General features: G+C 64.7%; 22 protein-coding genes. 7 read left to right on the top strand and 15 right to left on the bottom strand.

Annotated features, from left to right (window positions below):
- Positions 1-21: 21 nt before the first annotated feature.
- A complete protein-coding gene (locus AKJ09_RS22770) occupies positions 22-1,266 on the bottom strand; it encodes a phospholipase C (protein ID WP_169927765.1) in 1,245 nt (414 codons plus the stop codon).
- Positions 1,267-1,869: 603 nt separating this feature from the next.
- Here AKJ09_RS22770 and AKJ09_RS22765 point away from each other — a divergent pair.
- A complete protein-coding gene (locus AKJ09_RS22765; RefSeq protein WP_169927764.1) occupies positions 1,870-3,867 on the top strand; it encodes an ATP-binding protein in 1,998 nt (665 codons plus the stop codon).
- Positions 3,868-3,937: 70 nt separating this feature from the next.
- Here the strand turns inward: AKJ09_RS22765 and AKJ09_RS22760 are convergent, their stop codons facing one another.
- The 6 genes from AKJ09_RS22760 to AKJ09_RS22735 all read right to left on the bottom strand — a co-directional run bounded on the left by AKJ09_RS22760 (position 3,938) and on the right by AKJ09_RS22735 (position 9,188).
- Positions 3,938-4,855 (bottom strand): alpha/beta fold hydrolase, encoded by a 918-nt coding sequence (locus AKJ09_RS22760; protein ID WP_146649314.1) that lies wholly within the window; start codon positions 4,853-4,855, stop codon positions 3,938-3,940.
- A gap of 154 nt (positions 4,856-5,009) precedes the next feature.
- Positions 5,010-6,008, bottom strand: coding sequence for a hypothetical protein (locus tag AKJ09_RS22755; protein ID WP_146649313.1), 999 nt, complete (start codon positions 6,006-6,008; stop codon positions 5,010-5,012).
- The gene (locus AKJ09_RS22750; protein WP_169927763.1) at positions 6,005-6,544 is read right to left on the bottom strand and encodes a PadR family transcriptional regulator; all 540 of its coding nucleotides are present in this window, start codon (positions 6,542-6,544) and stop codon (positions 6,005-6,007) included. Before AKJ09_RS22750 ends, AKJ09_RS22755 begins: the two co-directional genes overlap by 4 nt.
- Positions 6,545-6,686: 142 nt before the next feature.
- Positions 6,687-7,604, bottom strand: coding sequence for an alpha/beta fold hydrolase (locus AKJ09_RS22745; RefSeq protein WP_146649311.1), 918 nt, complete (start codon positions 7,602-7,604; stop codon positions 6,687-6,689).
- Positions 7,605-8,013: 409 nt separating this feature from the next.
- Complete coding sequence (locus AKJ09_RS22740; protein ID WP_146649310.1) at positions 8,014-8,223, bottom strand: hypothetical protein; 210 nt, start codon at positions 8,221-8,223, stop codon at positions 8,014-8,016.
- A gap of 695 nt (positions 8,224-8,918) precedes the next feature.
- Positions 8,919-9,188 (bottom strand): hypothetical protein, encoded by a 270-nt coding sequence (locus AKJ09_RS22735; RefSeq protein ID WP_146649309.1) that lies wholly within the window; start codon positions 9,186-9,188, stop codon positions 8,919-8,921.
- Between the two features lie 195 nt (positions 9,189-9,383).
- On the opposite strand from AKJ09_RS22735, the gene AKJ09_RS22730 reads away from it, so the two are divergent.
- The gene (locus AKJ09_RS22730; RefSeq protein ID WP_146649308.1) at positions 9,384-9,704 is read left to right on the top strand and encodes a hypothetical protein; all 321 of its coding nucleotides are present in this window, start codon (positions 9,384-9,386) and stop codon (positions 9,702-9,704) included.
- 61 nt (positions 9,705-9,765) lie between these two features.
- Positions 9,766-10,878, top strand: coding sequence for a CapA family protein (locus AKJ09_RS22725; RefSeq protein WP_240488557.1), 1,113 nt, complete (start codon positions 9,766-9,768; stop codon positions 10,876-10,878).
- Here the strand turns inward: AKJ09_RS22725 and AKJ09_RS22720 are convergent.
- Positions 10,875-12,239: a phosphoribosyltransferase family protein gene (locus AKJ09_RS22720; RefSeq protein WP_146649306.1), complete on the bottom strand. Its 1,365-nt coding sequence runs from the start codon at positions 12,237-12,239 to the stop codon at positions 10,875-10,877. The genes AKJ09_RS22725 and AKJ09_RS22720 overlap by 4 nt on opposite strands.
- A gap of 61 nt (positions 12,240-12,300) precedes the next feature.
- On the opposite strand from AKJ09_RS22720, the gene AKJ09_RS22715 reads away from it, so the two are divergent.
- The 3 genes from AKJ09_RS22715 (at position 12,301) to AKJ09_RS22705 (ending at position 14,742) form a co-directional block, all read left to right on the top strand.
- Positions 12,301-12,924 (top strand): MBL fold metallo-hydrolase, encoded by a 624-nt coding sequence (locus AKJ09_RS22715; RefSeq protein WP_146649305.1) that lies wholly within the window; start codon positions 12,301-12,303, stop codon positions 12,922-12,924.
- Positions 12,925-13,109: 185 nt separating this feature from the next.
- Positions 13,110-14,567 (top strand): PAS domain-containing sensor histidine kinase, encoded by a 1,458-nt coding sequence (locus AKJ09_RS22710; RefSeq protein WP_146649304.1) that lies wholly within the window; start codon positions 13,110-13,112, stop codon positions 14,565-14,567.
- Positions 14,568-14,586: 19 nt separating this feature from the next.
- Complete coding sequence (locus tag AKJ09_RS22705) at positions 14,587-14,742, top strand: dihydrofolate reductase family protein (RefSeq protein ID WP_205633779.1); 156 nt, start codon at positions 14,587-14,589, stop codon at positions 14,740-14,742.
- 26 nt (positions 14,743-14,768) lie between these two features.
- Here AKJ09_RS22705 and AKJ09_RS22700 read toward each other — a convergent pair whose 3' ends face one another.
- The 7 genes from AKJ09_RS22700 to AKJ09_RS22670 form a co-directional block, all read right to left on the bottom strand.
- Complete coding sequence (locus AKJ09_RS22700; protein ID WP_146649303.1) at positions 14,769-16,037, bottom strand: hypothetical protein; 1,269 nt, start codon at positions 16,035-16,037, stop codon at positions 14,769-14,771.
- A gap of 198 nt (positions 16,038-16,235) precedes the next feature.
- The gene (locus AKJ09_RS22695) at positions 16,236-17,042 is read right to left on the bottom strand and encodes an OmpA family protein (RefSeq protein WP_146649302.1); all 807 of its coding nucleotides are present in this window, start codon (positions 17,040-17,042) and stop codon (positions 16,236-16,238) included.
- Positions 17,043-17,059: 17 nt separating this feature from the next.
- Positions 17,060-17,416: a DUF4398 domain-containing protein gene (locus AKJ09_RS22690; protein WP_146649301.1), complete on the bottom strand. Its 357-nt coding sequence runs from the start codon at positions 17,414-17,416 to the stop codon at positions 17,060-17,062.
- 310 nt (positions 17,417-17,726) lie between these two features.
- Positions 17,727-18,584 (bottom strand): class I SAM-dependent methyltransferase, encoded by an 858-nt coding sequence (locus AKJ09_RS22685; RefSeq protein ID WP_146649300.1) that lies wholly within the window; start codon positions 18,582-18,584, stop codon positions 17,727-17,729.
- Positions 18,577-18,939 (bottom strand): VOC family protein, encoded by a 363-nt coding sequence (locus AKJ09_RS22680; RefSeq protein ID WP_146649299.1) that lies wholly within the window; start codon positions 18,937-18,939, stop codon positions 18,577-18,579. The genes AKJ09_RS22685 and AKJ09_RS22680 overlap by 8 nt, the downstream gene beginning before the upstream one ends.
- Positions 18,929-19,099, bottom strand: coding sequence for a ribbon-helix-helix protein, CopG family (locus tag AKJ09_RS22675; RefSeq protein ID WP_146649298.1), 171 nt, complete (start codon positions 19,097-19,099; stop codon positions 18,929-18,931). Before AKJ09_RS22675 ends, AKJ09_RS22680 begins: the two co-directional genes overlap by 11 nt.
- 234 nt (positions 19,100-19,333) lie before the next feature.
- Positions 19,334-20,002 carry a DUF2625 domain-containing protein gene (locus tag AKJ09_RS22670; protein WP_146649297.1) on the bottom strand — a complete coding sequence of 223 codons (669 nt, stop codon included), beginning with the start codon at positions 20,000-20,002 and terminating at the stop codon, positions 19,334-19,336.
- 562 nt (positions 20,003-20,564) lie between these two features.
- On the opposite strand from AKJ09_RS22670, the gene AKJ09_RS22665 reads away from it, so the two are divergent.
- Positions 20,565-22,139 (top strand): hypothetical protein, encoded by a 1,575-nt coding sequence (locus tag AKJ09_RS22665; RefSeq protein ID WP_146649296.1) that lies wholly within the window; start codon positions 20,565-20,567, stop codon positions 22,137-22,139.
- Positions 22,140-22,484 lie beyond the last annotated feature (345 nt).

The raw sequence follows: 22,484 nt of genomic DNA, 5'->3' as shown, positions 1-22,484 counted from the left end.
AACGCGGCGAGCGACTTCAGGTCAAAGAGGGAGCTTGGGGATGCCAGGGAGCGCGGGGAGGCACCCGCCGCTGCCGCCCTTCGGCGACTCGGGCGCCTGCGCGAACGGTGCCGTGCACGACGAGAAGTCGAACATGTCGAGCAGCGCAGGGCTATTCGCATCACGTGCCGTGAGCGCAGGAAGATCGAATACGGTCTCGATGAACCGCGTGATGGCAGTGTGCTCCTGCACGACGTGCGAGACGAAGTGGGGCTTCGCCCAGGGCGAGATCACCGCGAACGGCACGCGTACCCCGAGCTCCACGTACAGAGCGTCCTCCGGGTGATCGGGGCGCGCCACGCACGCCGTGTTGGGCGGCGGCACGTGATCGGCGAACGCCCCACTTTCGTCGTAGGTCCACACCATGGCCAGCCCCGGCCAAAGCGGGCTCGACCGAGCATGCTCGTAGATGTTCCGCGTCCACCTCTCACCGACTTGCACGTCGGCGATCGGATGCTCGTCCTCGACGTAGGGGAAGCCGTCGACGAAGGACACGCTCGGCAACGTTCCGGCGTCGAGCGCGGAGAGAAAATCCGAAAACTTGAAGACGCCCCGGTGCGACGGAAGCCATGGCAGGGCCGCTTCGAGCGGCGCACCATCGGTGTAGACGCCCCAGCGAACGCCCGCCTGATCGAGACGATCGAAGATCGTGGGGGTTGCCGGATTGGGAAACGTGCCGTTCGTCTCCTTCACGCCATCGTTCGTGCCCAGATAGAGAAAGAGGCGGTTGGGACTGGTGCCACTCCGAACGGACGCGAAGTGACGGTCGTTGATGGCGAACGTGCTCGAGAGCCAATAGTAAAAAGGCAGATCGCTCTGTTCGTAGAACGACATCACGAAGTGACCGTCGCTCGCCGTCGACCCGGCAGCGTTCTTGACGAATCCATCCATCGCACCGTTGTTGACGCATGCGTGCATGGCGTCCCACTGGTGGTTGGGGTCGAATGGAATGCACGTGGTCGTTGCATGGAAGGGCGTGACCAACGCCCCGTTCGCGTCGGGGTTCGAGAACGAAGGGGGAACCGCCTCCACGCCGGGCTGCAAATCGTGAATCTGGCCGAGCATATGATCGAACGACCGATTCTCCTTCATCAGGATCACGATGTTCTTGATCGGGATCTGCTTGGCGATATCGGCGGGGATACCGAGCGTGTCGACGACCGTCGCTCCTGCCCCGAACGTGCACGCCGCGCGTGCGTTTGCTTGGGTGTCCGGCGGAAGAATCACTGGGCAGGTCGGTCCCTGCGCCGAGTTATCCGCGCTGGCGCAGCTCGCAAATATACCGACGGCGGGGACGATGAATGCAAGCGCCCGAGGTACCCGTGAAACGTGCATTGCACCCTAAACGTAGCCATCGGGCGCGAGCCGGGAGGCTCGGAGCGGATGCCGCGCGGCATCGGGGCGCCACGATCGCTGCACGTCGAAAGCTGCCTTGCTGAACGCGGTCGTGCTCGGCCGCGATTCGCCTGAGGTTGGTCATCGTCCGTTCTCGAGGGCCGCGGCGCGGCAACCGCCGGGCGGCCCTCCGTGGAGGAACCCAACGCCTCGACGGGGCCGCGGGCGGTGCGCCGCCGGTGGGACGACGTCATCGCTCGACGGGCAGCCGAATCGTCCGGAACGGACGACGGCACCGAGAAGTAAGGAGCGCGAAACGTCCGCGCCATCTCGGAGCGAGCTCCGCGCCCGAGGCGCCGGCGGTGGGCTGGGACGCAGGCGTGTTGTTTTACGGACCGCTCGTCGATGGGACGGCGCATTTTGCAACGGGTTGGCGTATTCTCGACCTGCCGCAGGTGCCGGGGGGCGTCCCATGAAGCAAGAGGGGGCTTTTCGATGTTGGTCAGAGGTGTGCGCATTTGGGATGCGCAGGGAGCGAAGCAAGGTCACGCACGTCTCGGCACCGAGACTGAGAGACCAGCGCTCGCTGGAGAGACCGAGTCCCCTTCCCGCGAGCAGCTCGCGCAAGCCCTGGCTGGCGGAGTAGTCAGCGTTCGACCACAGGCCGATAGCGAGGGCCTCGAACGCATCCTCGCGCAGCTCGTCGACGCCGAGGGCCGACCGACCGGTGCAGTGGAGATCACGCTCGACGTCACCGCGCGACAGCGGACCGAAGCCATGCTCCGCGAGCGACTGGTCTTCGAAGAGCTCATCATGAACTTGTCCACGCAGCTCGTCGGCCTCCCGGTCGACGCCGTGGACGAAGGCGTGCAGGACGCGCTCCGGGCCATCGGCGAGTTCGCTCACGTCGATCGCGCCTACGTGTTCCGGTTCTCGTCCGACGGCATGGCGATGGACAACACGCACGAGTGGTGCGCGCCTGGAATCCACCCCGTCATCGACATGATGCAGGCCGCTCCGCTCGAGGTCTTTCCCTGGTGGATGGCGAGGATCCGCAACCGCGAGCTGATTCACGTGCCGGACATCTTCGCACTGCCTCCCGAGGCCGATGCGGAGAGAGCGACGCTCATCGACCAAGGCGTCAAATCCGTCCTCGCGCTGCCGCTGATCTACCAGCGCACCGTCGTCGGCTTCGTCGGCTTCGATGCGGTGCGGGAGACCAAGACCTGGCACGACGCTGACTTCGGCCTCCTGCGCATCGCGAGCGAGCTGCTCGTCAGCGCCCTCGAGCGAAAGCGCGCCGAAGAGAGCCGACGTGCTCTCGAGGCCCAGCTCATCCAAGCGCGAAGCCTCGAGAACGTGGCGCGCCTCGCCGGCGGCGTCGCCCACGACTTCAACAATCTGCTCGCCATCATCCTCAATTACGCGTCGATTCTGAGGCGTGAGCTCACGAACGCCGATCAGGCCGACAAGATGAGCGAGCTCTACGAAGCCGCTCGGCGGGCAGCCGATCTGACGCGCCAGCTGCTCCTCATGGGCCGTCGCGACGTGGTCGAGCCGGTCCTCCTCGATCTCAACGCGGTCGTTCGCTCGCTGGAGATCCTCGTCGAGCAAGCCATCGGCGAAACGATCGAGCTACGCCTATCGCTCGACGGCGACATCGGCCTCGCGCGCATCGGCTTGCCTCAGATCGAGCAGGTCGTGTTGAACCTCGTGGTCAACGCGCGCGACGCGATGTGCGGTGGCGGCGTCCTGACCCTCGAGACCTCGGAGATCGAGGTCGATGCACGCCACGCCGCTCGCTTCATCGACGTCAAACCGGGCACGTACCTGCGCCTTCGCGTGATCGACACCGGCGTCGGCATGCCGCCCGAGGTGGCTTCGCGTGCCTTCGAGCCGTTCTTCACCACGAAGGAAACGGGAACCGGCCTAGGCCTCTCGACCGTCTACGGAGTGGTGGAGCAGGCCGGAGGTCATGTCCTCCTGTCGAGCGAGGTCGGCAAGGGAACCACGGTGGACATCTATCTGCCGGTCGTCCGCGACGGCGTCGCCGCAGACATCCGCCCCGCTCCGGCCGACGACGCGCCGAAGGGCCGCGGCGAGACCGTTCTGGTCGTCGAGGATTCGCCGAGCGTGAGGCGCCTCGTCTGCGCGATGCTCCAAGCGAACGGCTACTCGCCCATCGAGGCCTCCGCCGGCCGTGACGCGCTGGAGGTCATGGCTAAGCACGACGGCGTCATCGACGTCCTGCTCACCGACGTCATCCTCCCCCAGATGTCCGGCCGCGATCTCGCCATCCAGGCGCGCGCGGTACACGGCATCTCGCGCATCCTCTTCATGTCCGGCTACCACGACGACATCATCGTGCATCACGGCTTTCTCGAGCCGGGCACGCAGCTCCTCCAGAAGCCATTTCTCGAGCACGATCTGCTCCGCGCGATGCGCAAAGTCCTCGACGCGCCGGCACCTCCCGAATCTCGTCCGAGCAGGTAATCACCCTCGCTGGCATGCTCCTCGAACGCAATGACGCTCGAGGGGCACCCGCCAATCCAAGCGCTACACGTCAGTCGAGGAAGTTCTTCAGGTCCTTCACGAACTTTGCGGGCTGCTCGGCGTGCAGACCGTGACCGGTCTGCGGATACACCACGAGCGTGGACTGAGGGATCTGGGTATCGAGCGTCTGCTCGGCCGCTGCGTCGAAGAACACATCCTGATCTCCCCAAACGATTAGCGTCTTGGCGGTGATGTCATGGAGGTCGGACGTGTGATCTTCGACGAGCATTCCGTCGAGCGCTTGTTGCCACACGGTCGCCGGCAGCTTCAGGCTCTCCGAAACCGCCGTGTCCAAGTAGGACGTCGGAATGGGCCGATAGAACGTGCTCGCCTGGAACGCGTAGACGAAGTCGGGGTCGACCGGGTCGGTGAGTGCATCGACGTCCGGCTCGAAGCTCAGTGCTCCGGGATTGCCCACCAGCGTGGGACCCGAGCCGACGAGGACCAGCTTCTTGATCCGATTCGGCGCGTTGACCGCCACCTTGTGAGCGATGAGCGAACCCATCGAGTGTCCGACGAGCGACGCCTTGTGGATACCGAGCTTATCCATGAAGGCGATGACGTCACCGGCGAAGTCGGCCTGCGTGTAGCAGCACGCGGGCTTCGACGAGTCACCGTGGCCTCGCTGATCGAGGGCATAGACGTGATACCGACTCGGCAAGAGCGGCAGGTTCAAATCGAACGAGTGGTGGGAGTCCGAATAGCCGTGAAGGAAGATCACGGGTTCCCCGTCCCGATCACCCTGCTCGAGATACGAGAGTGTCACGCCCGTATTGAGCGTCACTTGATGGATATCGGGCGCGCAGCCCAAGGCCTGCGTCGTCGTTCCCAGCGAGTCGTCATCTCCCCCGCTGCGCAAGTCTCCGAGGCCGCCCGAACAAGCCGCCGTCGTCAACGCAAGTAGCAAGAGCGCCTTGAACATCTTCATCGAACCCCTCTCTTCTAGCTTCCGCCGATGGGCGAGATGTCGACACGCAGCGTCACGTGTCACTCCGCTTCGGAGTCATCAACAGCTCGCCACGATAATGCGCTCGAGAAAGGCGAGTTGATCATCCGGCGAGGTTCGGGCCGGCACGAATGGTCTACGGGCAATGAGAACGGTGCACCGCTTGCCGGTAGGTCTCGAACGCCGGCTTCGTCTCGTAGCTGGTGGTGACGAGCCCTAGCGTCGCGACGGGTTGATCCGAGGCGCTGTCGGCATCGCGGAGGCTGAAGAGCTCGTAGTGCGTGACGTTGTGGCTCACTTCGAGAGCCTCGATGACGCCGATCATCGTCGCGATGGACTCGGCTTGCGCTGCCACGCCTCGGGGCGCCCCGCTCGGACTGCCGCTTTCGGCAATGTGGATAGGCACGTCGTCGGGAATGTGCGCGCGCGGCAGCGAGCGCCGTCGAAGATGCTCGACGGCCTCTCGCGTCAACGACGCCAGATCGCCAGGCTGCCCGGCAGGCGCGACGGGAGAAAACGCATCGGGATAGAGCCCGAGTCCAACGTAGTCGACATGCCCCGCAAACACGTCGGCGGGCAGCGCCTCGAGATAGGCCCAGAACGGGTCATCACCGCCGAGCCACTCGGCAGGCTCCGCAACGGAGAATCCGACAGCAACGTGGTTCAGCCCCTTCTGGCGAAGCCTCCGCCGAGCATGGGGAAGTCCCTTCGTGAGTGCGTCGAGGACGCCCGGTGCGCTGCCGTCGATGAGGGGTATCGCGAAGTTCGGCTCGAGCGTTACCTGGAGGAAGCTCACGAGGTGGCCATAGCGATCGATGACGGCATCGAGATACGCAAGCCATCCGGGCAGGTCGGCGAGGGGCGGAATGTAGCTGACGACCAGGTCGAGTTCCCGACCGCCCTCCTGGTACCAAGCATCGGGGAACGTGAGCGAGGAAAGCTCCTCGAGCGCGCCGAGGGATGCGGCAACGCCGGGATCCGGCGCACGACCGAGGAAGTGAACGTACTCGCGTACGAGGAACGAGCCGCTTCCAGCCAGACGCTCGATGAGCGCGCCCGCCGCGTTCGGGTCGGTGGGCCCGCTCGAAACGGTACCGGCCCGCCCACCGGGATAGATCCCATAGCGGAGCGTCACTCCAAGACCTCCCCTTTTCGTGCGCCGGGCCAATCGATGTCGTCGGTGCCAATGCGCCGCTCGAGCGTATCGAGCCATCGAATCTCGGCGGTGAGCATCGTCCGCCAGTAGGCGACTTCGATCATGTGAATTTCGGCGATCCCGTCGACCATCTCGGGTAGCGCATCCTTCTCTCGGCGGAGTCGAGCGCTCCTCGTCCGAAGCGTCGATGCAGCGATCTCGCGTGACAGCAGCCCGATATACGCGAGCGAAGTCGTCAGCTGAGTGGACCCCGCCGGGCTCCTCAGGACCTGCTCTTCGATGCGTCTCCGCAGCTCGCTCGTGCCCTTCGCCGTCAGTCGGTAGGGCGTGCGAAGAGGGCGCTTGTCGACACGTTCTGCGCGTCGCGCAGCGATGAGTCCGGCCTCGGCAAGTGACCCCACGAGTGTGGTGACCGAGCTCCGCCGCGCCATTTCGGCTCCGTATCGCTGCTGCAAGCGGGTGGTCAGCTCGTAGGGATGCGCCGGCGCTTCGAGAAGCAAACCCAGCAGCGGCACGACCAGTGGATTCGCTAGAGCGTCGAGCGGCACCGCCCGTCATTTAGACGTATACGTCTATCCTGTCCAGGGGCGCGAGAATCCTCGCCGCCCCCCGAGCGCGATGACGCTCGAGGGGGCGAGCCGACCTAAGCGCTACACGTCAGTCGAGGAAGTTCTTCAGGTCCTTCACGAACTTTGCGGGCTGCTCGGCGTGCAAACCGTGACCGGTCTGCGGATACACCACGAGCTTGGAGTGGGGGATCTGGGTGTCGAGCGTCTGCTCGGCCGCGGCATCGAAGAAGACGTCCTGATCTCCCCAGACGATCAGAGTCTTGGCCTTGATGCGATGGAGGTCGGACGTGTGATCTTCGACGAGCATTCCGTTGAGCGCTTGTTGCCATACGGTCGCCGGCAGTTTCAGGCTCTCCGAAACCGCCGTGTCCAAGTACGACGACGGAATGGGCCGATAGAACGTGCTCGACTGGAACGCGTAAACGAAGTCGGGGTCGACCGGATCGGTCAGTGCCTCGACGTCCGGCGCGAAGCTCAGCGCTCCGGGATTGCCCACGAGCGTGGGCCCCGAGCCGACGAGGACCAGCTTCTTGATCCGATTCGGCGCGTTGACAGCCACCTTGTGAGCGATGAGCGAGCCCATCGAGTGCCCGACGAGCGACGCTTTGTGGATACCGAGCTTATCCATGAACGCGATCACGTCGCCGGCGAAGTCGGCCTGCGTGTAGCAGCACGCGGGCTTCGACGAATCACCGTGGCCTCGTTGATCGAGGGCATAGACGTGATAGCGACTCGGCAAGAGCGGCAGGTTCAAGTCGAACGAGTGATGGGAGTCCGAATAGCCGTGAAGGAAGATCACGGGCTCACCATCGCGATCGCCTTGTTCGAGATACGAGAGCGTCACGCCCGTATTGAGCGTCACGCGATGAATATCGGGCGCGCAGCCCAAGGCCTGCGTCGCCGTTCCCAGCGAGTCTTCGTCCGTCCCGTTACGCGAGTCTCCGAGCTCGCTCGTGCAAGCCACCGTCGTCAAAGCAAGCAGCAAGAGCGCCTTGAACATCTTCATCGAAACCCTCCTCCGGATCCCCCTCATCGTTCAGGTTCATCGGGAATGGCTCGTAAGCGCAAGGGCGTTCGAGAGTCGAAGCGCCTGCGGTTTTTACGTAGAGGACAAAGTCTCCAATCTTCCGCCGATAGGCGAGATGTCGGATTTCGACAAAAGCCCGACTCCGTGCCCTCAGGGAATCCCTCACGCGCGCAGCTGCTCGGGCGTGATGTTGCTACCTGCAACGATGGTTGCGACGTCGAGCCCTTCGAACAATGGTGCGTGCTCCAGGACGGCAGCAATGCCTGCCACCCCCGCAGGCTCGCCCAGCGCCCCCCGAATCGACTCCCATCACCGTGGCCTGCCGACCGCCGATGATGTCCATCGCGACCATCGCTGTCGCGTCTTCATCTCCGCGTCGACCGCTCGCTCAAAGACGGTCGGGGAGCGCGACGAGCACCTCGGCCAGCTCCGCATCGTCATCGAGAACCAACTGCATCTCGTAACCAATCGGCGAATCCGCCAAGTCGCTCGCGAGCTCGGCGAGCCGAACGCGATCAGCTTCGGTTGCGGATGCCCCCGTGAGCGCAACGGTGGCTGCGATGCGGACGCGAGGAGGCGCGTCAGGATGTTGAACCATGGTCCACAGTGCTTCGCGTGGAGGACTTCCCCCGCGTGGCATCCCGCCGTCACCGATTCGTCGAAGGTGAGCGACCCATCCTTTGGCGCTTCGGTCACCACGGTGAAGCACGGCCATCTCCGGCACGGGTCCGACCTCCAATGGCTTCGCGGGAGGACGCGACGCTTCGACGGCTTCGCGAAGAGCTTCCTTGATCTTCTCCGCCCCTTGCCAGGTAGCGACCGGAATGTAGAAGGTGGACCAATTTCGACATTTGACCACAACTCGACAGTTGGGTTGTGTCCATCGAAACTCTGTGGAGACGGCGGAGACCTCGGAATACGGAACGAACCTCTCGAACCGCCCAAACCAAGACATCGAAAAGCCGTCCTCGCCGACGTCCAATCTTGCCGTGAATTGACAGCCAATCGCCACAACGAGGAAGAGTGGGACGACCACCAACGGCAGGACCCGAGGCGGCAAGACTTGCAGCAGGATGAAGACGCTCGGAACCAACAAGAAGACAACGCCAAGCACCGGAGCTGCTGGTGCGACGCTAGTTACCATGATCCAGAACTGCCGACGCTTCACCGCCCAACCTCCGACCACCGCATGGTCAGTGCGAAGGGTACCTCGCCGTTCGACGTCGTGCCGTTGGCTTGGGATGAATCAAGCGCCATCGCGGTGTCCTCGATGCCCTCATCACCGACATGGCGTCATGTCAGCTCGTCCAACGGCTGCGTGAGCCACGCGAGATCGGGATATCGCTCGATGAGCGGCTCGAGAAACAGGTTGCGGAACGTCGCGACGTCCCAGCCGCGCTGAGGTCCGGTCCTCAGCAGATGAGGGAGATTGTGCAACGCATCGGCGATGGCCTCCGCCCGAGCCGAGTCCCCCGCGGCGCTCAAATTCCGAATTTGAACGAGACCTCGGTAGAGGATCTCCAAACAGGCGGCACATTCTTCGGGTGAGAGCTGGGGGTTCATCGTGGTCGACCTGTTCGCATCCCGGGAAGTCATCTGCCGGCAGTCTATCAACGCAAGTCCTGTATCTACGGTTCGCCTTAGACGAACGTCGAGGCGCGCATTCGGCGCGGTCGAAACGAGTCGTTGTCCCAGGTGCCTACGGAAAGCCGCTCGTCGAGCCGCGTCACTTTTTCCCAGCGAAAGTGCCAGGGCCCTGTGTCCGCGGTGTACGATGCCAGGGTGAGATCCTCGGAGCTCTTCGGCACCATCCGGACGGAGAAGGCGCTCGCGCGAGTGCTCGACAAGCTTATCGACGGATGGTGCGAGCGGCGATGTCTCGAACCGCTTGGCTGGGTCCTGCCCGTTTGGCCCCTCTACCCGTGCAGCTCCCTGACGGAGTGCTTGGGTGAACTGCTCAGAGCGCTGAGAACAATCGAGACGCTGCCAACCGGCAGCGTGACCGACGAGGAGCGGGAACGCGTTGGCGATTGTCGCCGCTATCTCGAGCACGTCATCGACGGTCGTCTGCGCGGGTGACTTTCCCACTCGCAGTGGCAGGCCTCGTGCGGGTATGCGCAATGCAGCAGCGGATTACGTCATGGCTCGGTGCGAGCTCTTCCTCTGCGGCGATGTCATGACGGGGCGGGGTATCGATCAGATCCTTCCAACGCCGTCAAAACCGCAGCTCTATGAGCCGTGGTTGCGAGACGCGCGCGAATACGTCGAGCTCGCCGAGCGTGCGAGCGGTCGCATCGCGCGCCCTGTCGACTTTGCGTACATCTGGGGGGATGCGCTCGCTGAGCTCGGGCGCGTCCGACCCGACGCGCGGATCGTGAACCTCGAAACGGCCGTGACGACGAGCGAGGATGCATGGCCTGACAAGGACATCAACTACCGGATGCATCCGGCCAATGTGGAGTGCCTCACCGCGCTCGGAATCGACGTTTGCGTTCTCGCCAACAATCACGTGCTCGACTGGGGGTACGGCGGCCTCGTCGAAACCCTCGACTGCCTGTGCGGAGCAGGAATGAGGACGGTCGGTGCCGGGCGAACGGCCCTCGAGGCAGAAGCTCCCGCGATCGTCGCGACGGGCAGCGGCGGCCGTGTCGTAGTCTTCGCCGTGGGACACGTCTCGAGCGGCATCCCCTCGTCCTGGGCAGCAAAGCATGACGTGCCCGGAATTGCTGTCCTTCACGATCTCGGGCCTAACGAGGCTGACACGATCGTCGAACGCGCCGCCCTCGCGAGGCAGCTCGGAGATGTCGTTGTCGTATCGATTCACTGGGGAACGAACTGGGGATACGAAATACCCGACGAGCATGTCCGTTTCGCGCACGCGCTCGTCGATGGCGGCATCGACGTCGTCCACGGTCACTCGTCACACCACCCACGCGCTATCGAGGTCTACAGGGGCAAACCGATCTTCTACGGCTGTGGCGACTTCATGACCGACTACGAGGGAATCCACGGGTATGAAGCCTTCCGTCCCGCCCTGAGCCCGATGTACTTCACGACCTTCGAAGTCACCGATCGAGGTTCGAGCTTCGTCGCGCTTCGGATCGTGCCCTTCCGCTTGCGCAAGATGCGCCTCGAGCGCGCTACGCGGGCAGAATCGGAGCCGCTCGTTCGAGCGTGTCAGCGGTTCGACACGAAGATTGCGCTTCTCGAGGATGGGAGCCTCGTGACGCCGGCTCGAGCCCGGCGTCCTTAGCCAGCCGCCTCGAGCGCGCTGGCGCCCATGTGGCGCACGAACCAGCGCGCAGCCGATTGCGCGACGTGCTCGAGCGCGCCCGGCTCTTCGAACAGGTGCGTTGCGCCCGGAACAATTTCGAGCTCCTTCACGCACGCGAGCTGCTCGAACGCTTCGCGATTCAGCTGGAGCACTTGGACGTCGAAGCCTCCCACGAGCAGCAGCGTCGGTGCCCTGACGGAAGCAAGCGACGCCTCCGCAAGATCCGGACGCCCGCCCCTCGATACGACCGCATGCACGATCCCGGGGCGCTCGGCCGCCGCCACGAGAGCCGCTGCTGCCCCCGTGCTCGCGCCGAAATAGCCGAGCCGACGCTCCTCTGTCTCACTCTGCTCGCGTACCCAATCCGTAGCGACGACGAGGCGCGCCGCGAGAAGCCCGATGTCGAAACGAAGGTGCATGGTTTCGGCGTCGATGCGCTCCTCTTCCAGCGTCAGGAGATCGAGCAGGAGCGTGCCCAGGCCCGAACGCCGGAGCTCCGCCGCGACGCGCTGGTTGCGCGGGCTATGCCGGGAGCTCCCGCTGCCATGTGCGAAGAGGACGAGACCGCGCGCGTCGCCCGGAATCGTGAGTCGCCCCTCGAGCACCTCTTTGCCGAGAGGTATTCGAACGTCGCGGTCGACGGGCACCCGAACGCGCTCCGATTTCATGCGCGGGGCTCCGGTCCTTTCTCGTTCGGCTCTCGCGTGATCGAGAAGCTCGACGACGTCATCGTCCGTCGTGGTCGTGAAGTCCTCGTACCACAGGCCAACCGCCATGAAGAACGCCTCGGGATGAGGACACACGATCTCGTCCGCGACCGACGCAAGCTCGTCGAGCGAATCGGATGCGCCGACGGGCACGGCGAGGACGACTCTGCCGGCACCGCGGGCACGCAGGGCTTGCAACGCCGCGCGAGCGGTGCCGCCCGTCGCAACCCCATCGTCGACGACGATGACGGTTCTGCCCGTTACATCGAGCGGCGGCGCGCCTCGTCGGAACGTTTGAACGCGCTCGTCAACCTCGGCGCGTTTCTCCGCGATCAGGTCCGCGAGCTCTTCCTCCGAGACGCCGACCTGGCGCATGGTCCCGCGATCGACGTGCAGCGCGCCCTCTTCCGACACCGCGCCAATGCCGAGCTCGGGTTGGATCGGCGCGCCGATCTTGCGGACGACGCACACGTCGAGCGGCGCTTCGAGCGCGCGGGCAATCTCGTAGGCGACCGGCACCCCACCTCGCGGGAGCCCCAAGATAATGGGATATGCATCGCGGTATCTTTGCAGGTGACGGGCGAGGATCTGGCCGGCATCCGTCCGATCGCGGAAGAGTCTACGCGGCCTCATGAGTCGGCTTCATACAACTTCGATGCCGAATGCCTTCTGCTCTGCCCAACGGACGACAGCGATGAAGAGACTCGGCCTCGAGCTCCTCGGCGTCGGCGCCATGCGCTCGCCGCGCTACGCTCCAGCAGGTCTACTCGTTCGTTTTGGCGCTCATCGCGTCGTGATCGACGGAGGCCCGGGCGCAGCTCCTCCTCCCGGACGACTTGATGCGTGGCTCGTCACCGACGAGCATTGCGAGCTCATCGCTGCAATTCGCAGGCTCGCACGCGGGCGGGGCCTCGAGCCCAAGGTCGCGACCTGGAAGGCCGACGGTCTCGTCATCCGACCGCGTCCGGTGGTGCACACGTCGCACGCCGCCTTCGGCTACCTCATCGAGGTGACCTCCCGTGGTCGCATGCTCCGTTGCGCTTGGGCGCCCGAGTTCTTTCGTTTCCCCCGGTGGGTCAGCGCCGTCGACCTGATGTTCGCCGAGGCGTCGAGCTTCGCCCAGCCGGTGCGTTTGACGGGAGGCGTCGGCGGCCATATGGCCGTGATCGACGTTGCTCGCGAGGCAGAGCGCAGCGGCGTACGGCGGCTCGTCTTCGCGCATATCGGCAAGAGCTCGATCCGCGCCCGTGAGGCCGGGGCCCCGTTGAGTTTCGGCGAGTGGGCCAGTGACGGGGATGTCTTCGTGCTTGGGCGGTGAAGCTCTAAGCGGACCCGTGCGCTCTCCTGATCGACCACGACGGCACCGGATCTCCTGGTCGGCAGCTACGATCTCGCGACCTCGCGACCAGGTGCCACCGAAGAGCTCCAGACGAGCGAGAGTTTGTGTCTCGCCCCCGCGGATGGCGTCGTCGTCGGAGCTCTCCGTGGTAGCGTTTCCAAACGGTGGTGGAACAGAGCTCACGCGACAGCGACGGCGCTCCTGGCGACCGTGACTTTGGCGACGCCGAGTTCTTCGAGATGTCGCTCGACCACCTGTGCGTGGCGGGCTTCGACGGCTATTGGAAGCGGCTCAATCCGTCGTGGACCAGAACCCTCGGTTGGACGATCGAGGAGCTCATGTCCAGGCCGCTCATCGAGTTCTGCCATCCCGACGATCGCGCGGCGGTGCTCGATGCGCGATCGCTGCTCTTCGTAGGCCTTCCCATTGCGCCGCCCAGAAACCGGTACCGCTGCAAAGACGGTAGCTATCGCTGGTTCGAGTGGCGCTCGGTGTCCAATGTCGAGCGCCAGCTCGTTTACGCGATTGCACGCGACATCACGGCCGACAAGGAGGCCGAGCGCGTACGCCAGGAGCTCACCGAGAGCCTCGAAGCAACGCTGAACAGCATTGCCGAGGGTGTCATCTCGACGCGCGCCGACAGCACCGTCGCCCGGATGAATCCCATCGCCGAGCGCCTCACCGGCTGGACCTCGGCGGAGGCCGTTGGCAAGCCCCTCGACGAGATATTCCGCCTCCTCGAAGAGGGCTCGCACCCGCACCTCGTCGCGCGCGACGGAACCAAGCTCCCCATCGCATTCAGCCGCTCCCCGCTGAAGACCGCGGAGGGAAACGTGAGCGGCGCGGTGCTGGTCTTCCGCGATATGACCGCCGAGAAGCAGGCCCGAGAGGCGCAAGAGCGTATGCAGCGCCAGCTGATTCTTGCCGATCGTCTGGCTTCGCTTGGCACGCTCGCCGCCGGCATCGCGCACGAGATCAACAACCCGCTCGCGTACGTGCTCGCCAACCTCGAGCTCCTGGTCGGACAGATCGAGAGCGGTGATGCCGATCGCGTCCAGATGGCGCGCGAAGCGCTCGAGGGAGGCGAACGAATCCGCAAGATCGTGCGGAGCCTGAAGACGTTCTGCCGGGCGGAAGAGGAGCGGCGCTCGGTGATCGAGGTGCGCCCCGTGATCGAGCAGTCGATCAACATGGCGATGAACGAGATCCGTCATCGTGCGCGGCTCGTGAAAGACTACCTCCCGATTCCGCGTGTCGACGCGGACGAGTCGCGTCTGGTGCAGGTCTTCGTCAACCTCCTCGTCAACGCAGCCCAGGCGATTCCGGAGGGCAACACCGAGAACAACGAGATTCGCATCGTGACGTTCACGAACGAGGCCGGGCAGGCCGTCATCGAAATCCACGACACCGGCGAGGGCATCCCCGAGACTGCCATGCCGCGAATCTTCGATCCCTTCTTCACCACGAAGCCCATCGGGGTGGGAACCGGCCTCGGCCTGTCGATCTGTCACGGCATCGTCAGCGGCATGGACGGGAAGCTCACGGCCGAGAGTGGTGCTGGTCGCGGCACCGTCCTCCGTGTGGTCTTGCCCGCAGCAGCAACGCCCAACGGCGGCCCATGAGGCCTTCCGCGCGGGACTCGTGGATGAGGTTCAGCTCTTCATGGTGCCTGTCGCCGTGGGCGGAGGAACACCCGCATTCCCACTTCGTCACTTCGTGTCACTCGACTTGCGCGAGACACGAAACTTCGACAACACGGTTTTCCTGCGCTACGCCGTCAACCGAACTGCCAAGTAACGCGATTCCGTCACACACACGACAAGCTACTTGCAGCTATACGTCGTCACCGAGCTGCCCGAATCGATAGGGCCGCCGTCGACGGCGGCGCAGCCGTTCTCTTCTTGCGGTGAGGTATCGGTTTTGCCGAACCGCGCGGGGGCGGCGGTGAAATAGATCGACGTCGATACCGCGTCGCAAGCGTAGCCATCGGCGAAGTCGAGCTTCTTCGATTTCGCGATGTCGAGGGCACCACAGATGCGGTCGTGGACGAGCGAGTACAGGGTTGGATTCTGGCAGAGGCGCCCACCGCCAACCGAGTCGGGCAGAAGTGAAGAACCAAGCCCCGCGAGCATGTCCGTCGCCGCGACGCGCCCCGAGATCAAACCGTCTTCGATGCGATAGAAGCGCTGCTCGTTCGCGGTGGCGGGCGGGCGTGCCGGGTCGCGCGGCTTCAGGTCGTCACCGAGCGGAACGAGCCGACCGAAGGTTATCGGTGATCCTGCGACGACCTGCACGTTGCCGAACGGAATCGGGATGCCGTAATCCAGTTCGACGACAAGGCGGTAATCGCTCACGTGGCCGGCGGTGTAGGCGATGGGGAATCCGTTGACGATGGTATCGGGGAAGACGGTCCACTCGTCATCGCCACACCAACCCGGCGAGTAAAAGCCCAGAGGTCCTTCGACCGAATCGGGGCAGTGCGAGTCGCGAAGGCCGTTGCTCGCGACGATGCCAAGCTCGACGTCACGGTCGTTGGCGAGGCCGTTGTACTTGCGAAGGAACAGCAGCAGGCTGGTGCGGCCGAGCCGGATGGTTTCGTTGACCCGCGTGAAGTCGTCGCGGTCGAAGGCCGTCGTGAAGGCCGCGACAGCCGCCGCGAAGTGGCTGTCGACGCCGCCATCCCCGTCGCAGATGGGCTCGCCCGCGCGGACACACGAGCTTGCGCCGCCGTGCGCCGTGTCCAGTCGCGTATCGCACGTACAAACGCCGTCGAGATCGACGCCTTCGGCGGAGACGCCGTTTGGATTGATGGTGGATGTGTCCACCGCCATGACGATGGTGGGCAGCTCACGCGTCGGGTCGTTGTCGACCTCCGGCAGCCCCGGAAGCCCCGCATGTACGCACGGGTCGCCTGGCGGGTTCGATGCGGCGTCTCCCGCATCCGTCTCTGCCGAAGGCGAAGAGGGCACTTCGCTGCCTTTGTCCACACGCTCGATGCCGGCGACGACCTGGCAGGCCGCAATCAACCCGCCGGCGCAGCCCGCAACGACCGTAAGAAGCGCGATCCCTTGCCTGCGAGTCGATGATGCCAACACTCGCCGTCATCGTACGAGCAAACGGCAGCGGAGTGTCGAATCATCGAAACCATTCCGGCCTGGTCATCGCGCCGGTATCGCCCCGCATCGTGGTTTCCCGATAGACGTACGCGCCGCCCGTCGCGATCGACGACGAACGGCGCGCTAGCGGGCTCGGTGGCTCGGTCGCGAGGGTTTCGACTCCCCTCCGAACCACTACTTCATTGTGCCGCCGTGCGTCGGTGGAGAGATGACGATTTCCACTCGACGGTTCTGCGCGCGGCCTTCCTTTGTTCCATTGTCGGCGACCGGATCGGCCTCGCCGCGCCCTTCGGTCTGGATCTTGGCTTCGTTCAAACCGTGTTCGCCGAAGAACGTACGTACGGCGTCGGAACGCTCCTTCGAAAGCGTGGCGTTCCGCTCGTCACTGCCGGTGCTGTCGGTATACCCGATGAGCGTCATCGTCCGTCCCTGGTCTTGAGGCTGGCCTTCTTCAGCCACGCTCTTCACGGCTTTGGCAACCTCGGTGAGCCGCGCTTTCGCCTCCGGACGGATCACCGCTTTGTTCGTGTCGAACATGTTCGCTTCGGGCAGCGTGATCACCGTTCCACGCGGCTCGTCCTTTGCGGCGAGGCCGAGTCGCTCGAGCGCGATATCGGCGCGGCGCTCCGACTTTCCTGCGAGGCGCTGCTCCTTCTGCAGCTGTTCCTGCGTAGCCGCTGACGTGCGAGCGTTCGCCTCGGCAACCTGCGCCTGACGCTCGGCGACGTATCCAGCCGTCTTCGTCTCTTGGGATTTCGGCGAATCCTCGTACTGTCGCTCCGCGACGTCGAGGGCCTGTCGGGATTCGATGAGGCCGGATTCGTTGTATTGCGCAACCGGATCCGACGCTGCGCGATGGTAGGCCGCGCGCGCGTTCCGGAGCTCCGTCGGCGGGGGTTGATTTCCAGCGCACCCCGCGAGCACGCCAAATGCGAGCGCGGCGAGCGCCGGGGGAGTGAGAACCGAGACCATGCGTTTCATGACATCCTCCTCAGCGGTCAAGGTCCGGGCGCGGGCTGCGTCGCGGGGACGGGTTGAATGGGTGTTACTGACTTCGCCCGTTGATCGGCTTCACGAGCGAGCGCGGCCGCGAGAGCCGCATCGGACTGCGCTCGCGTGAGCGCCGCCTCGGCCTCGTCGGTCTTGCCCTCGCTGTTCAGCATTTTGGCTTTGCCCAGCTCGTCTTCGGCGAGAGTCAAATGCCTGCTTGCTTCGGGGGAACGCTCTGCCCCCGCTTCGCGCGCCGACTGTACCGCCGCGTCGGCCGACGCCATCCGAGCCGGAGGCACGGGTGTGGCCGAGCAACCGACGGCGAGCGCCGCCACGAGCCCCAGGGTCGAGATGGATCGCATCATAGTTGCCTCCAAACGTCCGTACAGGGACCGGGTGGTCGCCTGAATGGCCGGCACGACTGCATCGCGCGTACCGAACGCTGCTCCGCTGCGCGGCTGCGAGGTCGCGGTGGAAGCTCGATTCAGAAGCAATTCACGCGAATGGAGTAAGCGACGCGTAGATCCTCGCTGCAAACACTCGGTCTTGCCGGCGTCGAGCACGGACGTGGGCGATCGTGTCTGCTCGCACAAGGCCGCCACGTTCGTCACAACGAGCCAGCTTGCGCAGGCAGACAGCCCCGCTCACCGCCGCGGCCGGAAGGCGTTTGATTCGCTAGGTCGTCGCGACCAGCAATTCTTCCGAGTTGTTCGGTGGACGAAGGCCGTCCGTTCGCCCCGCGAAGTAACGATCGGCAAGGGCGGCCGAAGACACGTGCTCGACGTTTCGAAAGCCCGCTCCACGGGCCATGTCGAGCATCTCCGCGGGCGTAAAGAAGCTGATGAAGGGCGTCCCGCTGGCCCGCGCCCCATCCGCCGCGCGCTGCATTCCTGGACGGATCTCGGGATCGAGAAGCTCGAATGGGAGCAAGAACGACATGACGAACGTGGATCCCGGCGCGAGCGCCGCGACGTCACGCAAGGTGGCCATGATGGCGTCCTTCGTGAGGTACATGCTGACGCCCGTGGACACCACCACCGACGGCCTCGCGCGATCGAAGCCGGCCGCGGCAAGCCGCTCCCACCAGGCGTCGCCGGCTTCGAAATCGACCGGCACGAGCCGCAGGGAATCCGGAATGCCGAAGCCGAGCTCGACGAGGCGCTGACGCTTCCACGCTTGGGGCGCGGGCTGATCGACCTCGAACACGACGAGACGCGACGCAAGCTCCGGCCGACGCTGCGCGAAGGTGTCGAGCCCGGCGCCGAGAATCACGTATTGGCCGACGCCTCGACCGGCACGCTCCTCGACGAGATCTTCGATGAAGCGCGCGCGCCCCAAGATGGAGGCACGGAAGGGCTTCGTGAACGGACTCATGTCCGGCCGGCTCTTCCAATCGCCCTCCGGAGCCAAGAGCTTCAGTCCGACTTCGTCTTCGAGCACGTGAGGTTGCGCGTCGGACTGGACGTGTAACGCACGCCACAAGGCCACGCGGGCCGCCGTGTTCTCCGGCTCTACGGTCGACTTGTCAGCCATGGGCCTTCTCCGTCGGTAGCGGCGCCTGCACGCTGAGCTCGCGACCGTCGGGATCCGTGACCAGCATCTCGAGGGCAGGCCAGTGCTGTTCCTCGAAAGGCCGCACGACGGTGGCGCTGCTCGGCGGCGAGAACTGGGCGGCGTCCTTCACCGACACCATGGGCACGACCTTGATCGGTTGCTCGGCCGGCCTTTCGGCGATGAACAGAAACGGCCCACCGCTCGGGTGACGAAGTTGGCCGGAGTGATGGTCAGTCTCGAACTCGAGCACGTAGCCGAGCGCCTTCCAGAACGCGACCGTCTTCCCCCAATTGTGCGTTTCGAAGAGCAGACCTTGGATGCCTTCAGTCGCCATGCGTCGTCCTCCGCTTGCGCCGTGGCTCGTCGAGATACGCGCGCAACGCCGCGGCCACGATTGCCGACAGCGACTGCTCGGTCTCGACGGCGTGATGCTTGACCTCGCGAATCAGCTCGGTCGGCAGATACACGTTGAACTGTTTCACGTCGTCTGCCATGCCCTCAACCTAGCTTGCTAGCATGCTAGCTTCAAGTTCAGACGGCCATGAGCCGGTCGGCACCGAAACACAGCCCGACGCTGGGCCCTCGAAGGCGTGGCGTGTCGAACGCGCTAGACGCGCTCTCGGACGGCAGCGAGGAAGCGGCGACGTTCGTCGATATTCCCGAGTCCGACGAGATGGGCCCCCTTCGAATGCGAGAGACGCACGCCGCGCGAGAGGGAGTAGAGGGGATCAGCGCTGGGCGCGGTGGTCGTTGGCATGGAGATTCCAGAGTTCCTCGATGGCAACGGCTCTGCGACTCCGCCCCTCGATACCGCCCTCACTCGCCGCGAACAAGAAGGGGTGGAAGCTGAAGGCGTGATCGCCAGAGAGGCGATGAACCTCCTCTTCCCAGCCGGCCCAGCGGGAACCCTCGTAGAACTTGGCAAGGTCGCCGAGGAAAACGAACTCGAGGAAGTCCGTGTAGCCTCTCCCGAGATCTTCCCAGACGAGCGTATCGGGAGCGAAATAGAAGACGTTGCCCATCGGCCCCTCGAACGCGCCGCCGTTCATCGCGAAGAATCCGCCGAGCACGTCATCGGCGACAAGGAACGCGCCAGGAAGACGCGGAGCATGTGGCAAGCCGCTGGGGAAGTTCCATCGCGCGAGGTCGCGCGGAAGGCGAGCGCTCCCGGCTCCGAGGATTCGCATCCACCCGTGATCCACGAGGAGCCCGCCCGTTCGATAGGCCATGGCCCCCATCGGAGATCGCGTCGTCACCTGAATGCCCACGAGCGCTCGTGCGCCATCCTCCGGTTCCGCAGGGAGCACTTCGACTCGATTCGTCGCGGCCTCGATCATCTGCTCGACGAGCGGCCATCCGGGCTCTCGCGTGTCGACGAGCTCTGCAAGCGTACGCATGAGCGCGCAGCGTAGAGCGGGTCACGAGCCGCGTCGAGCAATGCAATTCGCCCCCGTCGCTGCTGCAGCGGTCCCACTCGTCTCGAACTTTCGACAATGGCGTCGGTAAGAACGACGCGCAGGAGCACGAGGCTCGAGAGGTAGATTCGTGCCGAGGCGATTGCGGCGAGAAGCGCGGGCCAACGTCGAACGAGACGCGCCGCCGTGAGATGGCGAAGCGCCCCTCCCTCGCTGAAGCGAGGCGCCGCGTGCAGAAATCGAACTGACGAACGCCTTCAAGACCGCGAGGAGCTCTTCGTTGGAGACATCGTGGAGCTGCATGAACCGCGTGTAGCCGCAAGATTCGGCAGCTCGCAGATCGCCATGGTTGCGTCGAATGCCTGCCGTGGCGCCAATGCCGTTCACTTACGGGGCACCTCTTTGACCGCGGTTGGGCGCTATCGGTCATCGTTGCTCATCTTGGTCTTCACGGCGCGAGCGAATCGTCGTTTCGAGCGGCGCGGAGGCAGGATGAACCGTTCGAGTTCGGGAGGGACGGAACGACCACCGCATCCTGCGGCACTTGCAATACAGTTCTCAAAACAAGTCCATCAATCGACTTGCGAATAGATATTCCATGATTAGGTTTCCAAACCTCGAACTCGCAGGTGTGGGGGCGACCAGGGAGGGGCATATGAGCGAACGAGATCGGGCCGAGGGCGAGCTGCTCCCCGGGCTGTCGTGGCAGGCGTGGCGTGGAACCGTGAGCGAGTGGCTGTGCGGAAACGTTCGCGGCGGAGGTGAGCTGGCGAGAGGCTGCGTCCATGCGGACACGGTGCCTAGACCTCTCGCGGGGGTGTCGAATGAAGAGATTCTCGTCGATCTGAAGTCGTTCGTCGGCGCGGAGAGGCGGTCGCTCGCGAGGGTGGTCGTCTATCTCGTCGAGATCGAGGAGCGTCGACTTCATCTCGAGCTCGGATGTTCGTCGATGTTCGACTTTTGCACGCGCAGGCTCGGCTTCAGCGAGGGAGAAGCGTTTCGAAGGCTCACGGCGGAGCGTCTCGTTCGGCGTTTGCCAGTGCTGCTGGATGCGATTGCCTCGGGCCAAATCCATCTCTCGAATCTCGTGCTTCTGCGTGACCTTCTCACGGAGGCGAATGTCGACGAGATCGTCGCCACCGCCGGCGGTAAGACGAAACGCGAGGTCGAGGAGCTCGTGGCGCGAATGGCGCCGAAGCCCGACGTTCAAGCGTCGATTCGGAAGCTGCCGGAGCGTCGGTCGTCTTCCTCGGCCGCTTCGTCGCGAAAAGTGATGACGACGACTTCGCACGCGCCGAGCCGCGTTCCACCGCCGCAACTGCAGGCCATCGCGGAGCGGCGCTACAAAGTACAACTCACGGCCGACGAGGTTCTTCGCGACAAGCTGGAGCTCGCACGAGCTCTGATGAGCCATCGAAATCCGAGCGGCGACCTCGCGGTGATCATCGAGCAAGCCGTCGACCTGCTCATCGAGAAACTCTCGAAGGAGAAGCTTGGAACGACCTCGCGAGCGCGCCTTCGCAAGCCATCGGCTCAGCACGGGTATGTGACGCGTGCGGCTCGGCGGGAAGCCTTCGAGCGTGATGGCTGGCAATGCTCGTTCGTCGGCAAGAACGGGCAGCGGTGTCCAGCGCGCTCGTTTCTCGAAGTCGACCACGTGACGCCCCGGGCACTGGGCGGCAGCGGCGAGGCCGAGAACCTCCGCGTCCTATGCCGAGCTCACAACCGCGATGCTGCCGAGCGAGTGTTCGGTCGCGCGCACGTCGAAGCGCGGATCCGGAGCATCCGAAAGCACTCGTCGCGAAGGCTGGATCGCAACGCACCGCCCGCCGCACCGGCCGACTTCTCCCAGCGAAAGTTCGAAGCAACGAGGACGACCACCACCACGGCCTTGCCTTCGGCCATCGGTGGCCTTGCGCGCGAGGCGAGCCACGTCGCGCCTGAGCAGGCGCAAGACGGCGATGCGCGGAAACACGTACGCACCGCGCTGCTCTCGCTTGGCTTCCGTGTCGCCGAAGCCGACCGCGCCCTCCTCGTGATCGACCGACAGGAGTGCGACGAGCCGTGGCGGCGGCCGATCGAGGCGCTCGTTCGTGAAGCCCTCCGCATCCTCACATGACTCATGAGACGTTGCTGGCTTGCGCTCGACTTCGCCGCCCCTGACGGCCGCTTCCCGCGCGCCAGCACTTGTTGCTCCGCCGAGAGCGGCAGATATTCGGGCGCGTCGGGGTTGAGCGCAAACCACAGCGTGTTCTCCATCCAGAAGCGATGGATAAACTCTTCGAAGCTCGCGGCGCAGGTTGCGACTTCGTCCAGCCTCGTGATGTCGTCCAAGCTGGCGGTGTCATCGTCACCTTCGCTGTCGAACTCAGGCGAGGCGAATACGACGGAGCTGGCACCGTCGGGCGTGGGGTAGAGATACCAAAGCGCGACGCACTGTTGGTCGTCGAGAAAGCGAAGGAGT

The organism is Labilithrix luteola, assembly GCF_001263205.1.
Taxonomy (GTDB): domain Bacteria; phylum Myxococcota_A; class Polyangia; order Polyangiales; family Polyangiaceae; genus Labilithrix; species Labilithrix luteola.
The sequence above is the reverse complement of the archived record's forward strand: the minus strand, read 5'-3'. Positions and strand labels throughout refer to the sequence as shown.

Excerpts from the sequence above, each read along its gene's own strand:
- AKJ09_RS22765 (WP_169927764.1), top strand. The coding sequence starts at position 1,870 with ATGTTGGTCAGAGGTGTGCGCATTTGGGATGCGCAGGGAGCGAAGCAA.
- AKJ09_RS22760 (WP_146649314.1), bottom strand. The coding sequence starts at position 4,855 with ATGAAGATGTTCAAGGCGCTCTTGCTACTTGCGTTGACGACGGCGGCT.
- AKJ09_RS22745 (WP_146649311.1), bottom strand. The coding sequence starts at position 7,604 with ATGAAGATGTTCAAGGCGCTCTTGCTGCTTGCTTTGACGACGGTGGCT.
- AKJ09_RS22740 (WP_146649310.1), bottom strand. The coding sequence starts at position 8,223 with ATGGTTCAACATCCTGACGCGCCTCCTCGCGTCCGCATCGCAGCCACC.
- AKJ09_RS22735 (WP_146649309.1), bottom strand. The coding sequence starts at position 9,188 with ATGAACCCCCAGCTCTCACCCGAAGAATGTGCCGCCTGTTTGGAGATC.
- AKJ09_RS22725 (WP_240488557.1), top strand. The coding sequence starts at position 9,766 with ATGGCTCGGTGCGAGCTCTTCCTCTGCGGCGATGTCATGACGGGGCGG.
- AKJ09_RS22720 (WP_146649306.1), bottom strand. The coding sequence starts at position 12,239 with ATGAGGCCGCGTAGACTCTTCCGCGATCGGACGGATGCCGGCCAGATC.
- AKJ09_RS22715 (WP_146649305.1), top strand. The coding sequence starts at position 12,301 with ATGAAGAGACTCGGCCTCGAGCTCCTCGGCGTCGGCGCCATGCGCTCG.
- AKJ09_RS22695 (WP_146649302.1), bottom strand. The coding sequence starts at position 17,042 with ATGAAACGCATGGTCTCGGTTCTCACTCCCCCGGCGCTCGCCGCGCTC.
- AKJ09_RS22690 (WP_146649301.1), bottom strand. The coding sequence starts at position 17,416 with ATGATGCGATCCATCTCGACCCTGGGGCTCGTGGCGGCGCTCGCCGTC.
- AKJ09_RS22685 (WP_146649300.1), bottom strand. The coding sequence starts at position 18,584 with ATGGCTGACAAGTCGACCGTAGAGCCGGAGAACACGGCGGCCCGCGTG.
- AKJ09_RS22680 (WP_146649299.1), bottom strand. The coding sequence starts at position 18,939 with ATGGCGACTGAAGGCATCCAAGGTCTGCTCTTCGAAACGCACAATTGG.
- AKJ09_RS22675 (WP_146649298.1), bottom strand. The coding sequence starts at position 19,099 with ATGGCAGACGACGTGAAACAGTTCAACGTGTATCTGCCGACCGAGCTG.
- AKJ09_RS22670 (WP_146649297.1), bottom strand. The coding sequence starts at position 20,002 with ATGCGTACGCTTGCAGAGCTCGTCGACACGCGAGAGCCCGGATGGCCG.